This is a genomic window from Actinomyces sp. HMSC075C01 (assembly GCF_001812965.1).
Classification (GTDB): domain Bacteria; phylum Actinomycetota; class Actinomycetes; order Actinomycetales; family Actinomycetaceae; genus Actinomyces; species Actinomyces acetigenes.
On sequence record NZ_KV810951.1, the window covers coordinates 7,510 to 12,259 of the forward strand.

At 67.5% G+C, this 4,750-nt stretch carries 2 protein-coding genes and 2 pseudogenes; all 4 read left to right on the forward strand.

Annotation, left to right across the window (positions count from 1 at the left end; genetic code table 11):
- Nucleotides 1–179 precede the first annotated feature (179 nt).
- A complete protein-coding gene (locus tag HMPREF2883_RS02075) occupies nucleotides 180–506 on the forward strand; it encodes a hypothetical protein (protein WP_371080220.1) in 327 nt (108 codons plus the stop codon).
- Between the two features lie 53 nt (nucleotides 507–559).
- Nucleotides 560–2,737 carry an ABC transporter permease gene (locus HMPREF2883_RS02080; RefSeq protein ID WP_256277289.1) on the forward strand — a complete coding sequence of 726 codons (2,178 nt, stop codon included), beginning with the start codon at nucleotides 560–562 and terminating at the stop codon, nucleotides 2,735–2,737.
- Between the two features lie 541 nt (nucleotides 2,738–3,278).
- Nucleotides 3,279–3,980: pseudogene (locus HMPREF2883_RS02085) on the forward strand (ABC transporter ATP-binding protein); the annotation flags it as partial.
- 362 nt (nucleotides 3,981–4,342) lie between these two features.
- Nucleotides 4,343–4,750: pseudogene (locus HMPREF2883_RS02090) on the forward strand (ABC transporter permease); the annotation flags it as partial.

A 4,750-nucleotide genomic window follows, 5' to 3' on the forward strand; every position in this document is an offset into this window, starting at 1 on the left:
CCTCTACGACCCACAACCAGCCACGAAACTACCCGCCGCCGCTTGACACACCACATAGGGGCACCCCCCCGGATCATCTAAGGACAGGGGCAAGACACCCGTGCCCACAGCAGCTGGCCCAGCCCCCGGCACCTACCACCAGGGACCACCAACAAGGTAACGGGCCACGGTGCGTAGCTGTGGCCCGAGCTCTGGTGGGGCGTCCCGAGGTGATCTTCGCCGACGAGCCCACCGGTGCTCTGGACACCGCTTCGGCGGCCAACCTGCTTCAGACCCTCGCCCACATGTGCGAGGCCCTGGGCCAGACCGTCGTCATGGTCACCCACGACGAGCAGGCCGCGGCCACCACCAACCGCATCATCCGCCTGCGCGACGGACGCATCATCGGTGACGAAGCCGTGCGGCATCCGACCAGTGTCCGTACTAAGCCGGCCACGGCCCCTGGCACCCCATCCACTGCCGGCCCTTCTGCCGCTGGTTCTGCGACCCGGATGGAGGCCCGCTGATGCCCGCTTTGCTCAATTTTCGCCGTACTGCTGCCGCGCTCGTGGCTGTGGCCATGAGTGCAGCCCTCATCGCCTTCGCCTTCATCGTCTCCGATTCCGTTCGGACCAAGATCACCGAGAACGCTCGAGCCAGTGTCGGTGACGCCGACGTGGTGGTCCTTGCAGACCCCCGGGACGACACCGCTGGCGGCAGGATCTCCGAGCAGGCTGTGCAGAAGGTCTCCGCCCTTGCTGGGGTCGCGTCCGTGCGTCCCTATGTCGAGGGAGGGGTCCAGGTCGACCGTTCGGGCGCGAATCAGGGCGGCGGTCTCGTCGTTCTGAACGTGCCGGAGCTCACGGGCAGCACCCGCCTGGTGGAGGGTCGCCTGCCTCGGGCTGACAACGAGATCGCCGTCTCGCCGTCCTTGATGAAGCGGCAGGAGGGTTTGGGGGTCGGCAGTGATCTCACAGTGAAGGCCTCCGAGGATGCCTCCTCCACGACCGTGAACGTCGTGGGCGTGGTCCAGCCCGGAGCCGATATTACCCGGTACGACACTGACAGCACCCCTTACATCTTCGCTACTGGCCAGGCGCAGGCTGCGATGGGGCTTCCCAACGACCCCGCCGTCCTCTATGTCACTGCGCAGGAGGGGACCAGCGACAAGGAGCTTCTCGGCTCCGTCACCGAGGCACTGGCCGCCGAGCAGCCGAGCGCGCAGGCCTACACCGCCTCCGATATCATCACCATGCGTGCCGAGAGCGCGGACGCCGCCGGCTCGAGAACGATCAATCTTCTCCAGATCATCGCCCCGGTGTGCGTGGTCGTGTCCGGGATCGTCATCGCCACGACCTTCACGACGCTCATGGCGCGCCAGGCCACCCAGGTGTCCCCGCTCGTGGCGCTGACCGGCCAGACCGCCGGCCAGGAGTCGCTGAGCAGACGACGGGTGGCTGCCGCTGTCGCGGGCGCGGTCGTGGCCGTGCTCGGACTGGGCCTCATTCAGGGCGGGGTCGCCTGGCGCGTCCTGCAGATGATCGGGACGGGCGCGGTGATGGCCGTTCTGGGGATCATCCTCGCTCTCCCTCTGCTCGTGGTCGGGACATGCCGCCTCGTCGGGTCGGTCTGCGGCCAGGTGCGCCGACCGATCCTCCACTTGGCCGCCCGCAACCTGGCCCGCAACCCCGGCCGCGCGGCGGCAACCACCGCGTCCCTGCTCGTCTCGGTGGCGGTAGCGGCCGCGATGTCCAGCGGCCTGTCCAGCGTTGCCTCCTCCCTGCAGGCCTACGCCGGCTACAACACCCCCGTCGACATCACCGTGGGAGAGTTGAGCGCGGACCAGGACCCATCCTCGACCGTCACGAAGATCGCGGCCCTTGACGGTGTGGAGAGCGTTGTGTCCGTCCCCTGGCTCGAGGTCAAGATGACCGGCGGCCGCCAGAACGGCCAGGAGGAGTCCTTGAACGTCGCCGCTGTCGACAAGGAGAAGGTCTCTCCGATCCTACGCTCCCGAGAGGCGTTGGAGACTCTCGACGACCAGGTTCTCATCTTGGATCGCACCTACGACATCCCCGACGGAACAACCGTGACCCTCACGGGCTCCGCTGGCAGCGTCGACCTCACTGTCCGGGTTGGGGAGGGACTCGGTGCCGCTGTCACGTCCGCCGTCGCGGACCAGCTGGTCGGCAACGCTCCGACCGCCTCCATCTTGTGGGTGCGCACCAGCGGCGACGGTTCCGACCAAGCCCCCGTGTCCGCCGTCCGCCAGGCAGTGGCCGGTACCGGCCTCTACGTTGCCGACTCTCAGGAGAGCCGCACCGGCTTCACCGACCAGGTCCGCCAAGTTTCCATCGCGATCGGTGCCATGCTGGTCTTCACACTTTTTATCGCCCTGTCGGGCCTGGCCAACACCATCAACGTCAGCGTCCTGGAACGCATCCGCGAGATCGGGGTCCTGCGCGCCACCGGCGCCCAGCGCAACGAAATCAGGCGCCTGCTCATCACCGAGGCCCTCCTCTCCGCGCTCCTGGGTGGCACCATCGGCATCCTGCTGGGCTGCGGGGTGGGCATCGCGGGTGCAGCGGCCCTGCTCAAAACCGACTCCGGCAGCTTCCTGACCCTCCAGGTCCCCTGGCTGATCCTGACTCTCGTCGGTATCCTCCTGGCCGCCGCCGCTGTCGGTGTCCTAGCCTCTCTGCGCCCCGCCGAGAACGCCAGCCGGATTCCGCCCGTCCAGGCTCTCGCCCAGGACTAGCTTCCAGAATGCTATCGAATGTTCTTTTCAGTACTGCACGCTCCGCATTTCAGGCTGTTCTGTCTCTGGACATGGGTGACAATTCTGTGTCAGGACATCGGTGCCACTTCGGTGGGTTCTGGGGGTGACACGTGTGGTCTGAGATTGAGCGGTGAGCTCAGATAAGAACCGTAGTGTTGATCCTCGTGTCCGTCTGGCGATCGCCCAGTGGCCTGATGACGCGCCTCGTGGGGCGGTGACGACGTTCTGCGTCCTGCGGCGCCGAGCCCGTCCGAAGGGGCCGGCGGCGGTGCTTGAGCCCCGGTCGCGTCGTCCGGTTCGCCTGCGGCGCTCCGCTCACCCGGCGTCAGACGCCCTCCAACGGGACTGATTATCGGCAGCGGTCAAATCTCACCCTAAAGGCGGAGACGCCACCGCAGTCCGTCCCTTCGACGCATTCCGGTTCTTCTCCGCGATTTCTAGCCTCTAGGTATCCACCCATCTATCACGGGGACTGTGCGGCACACCGGCCGCGGCCCCGCCCGGAAGGAAGAGAAGCACCATGCCGCACCAGATTCCACACATCAGTCCCACCGTCAACAAGGTGGTTGAGGCCCGTGGTCTGACCAAGGTCTATGGCGAGGGCGAGGCCCAGGTCGTGGCCCTGGACACGGTCAGTCTCACCATCACCGAAGGAGAGTTCGCAGCCATCATGGGCCCCTCCGGCTCGGGCAAGTCCACCCTCCTGCACTGCCTGGCCGGCCTGGACACCCCCACCTCCGGCAGCGTCTTCATCGCCGGACAGGACCTGGCGGGCATGAAGGACAAACAGCTCACCGCCGTACGCCGCGACCAGCTCGGCTTCATCTTCCAGTCCTTCAACCTCCTGCCCACCCTGACCGCCGAGGAGAACATCCTCCTACCCCAGCGCCTAGCCCACCGCAAACCAGCCCGAGACTGGTACGACGCCGTCATCTCAGTCCTGGGCCTGACCGACCGCCTGTCCCACCGGCCCAACGAGCTCTCCGGCGGCCAGCAACAACGCGTAGCCGTGGCCCGCGCCCTCGTGGGACGTCCCAAAGTCATCTTCGCCGACGAGCCCACCGGCGCCCTGGACACCGCCTCAGCCGCCAACCTCCTACAAACCCTCGCCCACATGTGCCAGACCCTGGGGCAGACCGTCGTCATGGTCACCCACGACGAACAAGCCGCAGCCACCACCAACCGCATCATCCGCCTACGCGACGGACGCATCACCAACGACGACACCGTCAACCACACCCCCGGCACCCACACCACACCAACCACCCGCCAGGCCCAGCAGGCGCCCGTCACCCCCGCTCAGGTGGCTCCTCCCGCACCACCGATGACGACACCAGCCACCCACCCCGACCCCACTGCACGATTCGACGCCGTGACGACCCCGGCCGGCTCCGTGCCGGTGCGTCGGGCCATCACCCCGGCGGCCGCACCAGAACCCCACCGCGCCTCCAGGGCAAGCACCACTCCCGTCACCCCCACCCCTGGTCCCGCCGCGATCTACAGCGCCCGCCATGCCGCGGCTCCCAGCGCCACCCAGATGTTCGGCTTCGGCAGCCCCTACGCCACAGGAATGGAGGCCCGCTAATGCCCTCCCTCCTCGACCTACGGCGCACCGCCGCCGCCCTCGTGGCCGTAGCCATGAGCGCCGCCCTCATCGCCTTCGCCCTCATCATCTCCGACTCCTTCCGCACCCAGACGCAAACCAGCGCGCGGGTGTCCGTAGGCGACGCCGCTGTCGTCGTCCAAGACGGTCGTAGAGCCAACAGCACGGAAGGCGCCCTGGACGACTCCCTCCTCAACCGGGTCTCCGCCCTTGACGGTGTCAGTTCTGTCCGTGGTGCCCACTGGGACATGCTGTGGCTCGACCTGCCCAAGCAGCTAAGCGCCGTCGGAGCCCAGGTCGCCGTCCAGGACGTCCCGGCGCTTACCAAGTTCACCACCCTGAGCAGCGGCCGGCTCCCCACCGCCACCGGTGAGGTGGCCATCGACTCC

Bases quoted from the DNA above. Each gene is read 5' to 3' on its own strand.
- HMPREF2883_RS02080 (WP_256277289.1), top strand. From the start codon at position 560: ATGAGTGCAGCCCTCATCGCCTTCGCCTTCATCGTCTCCGATTCCGTT.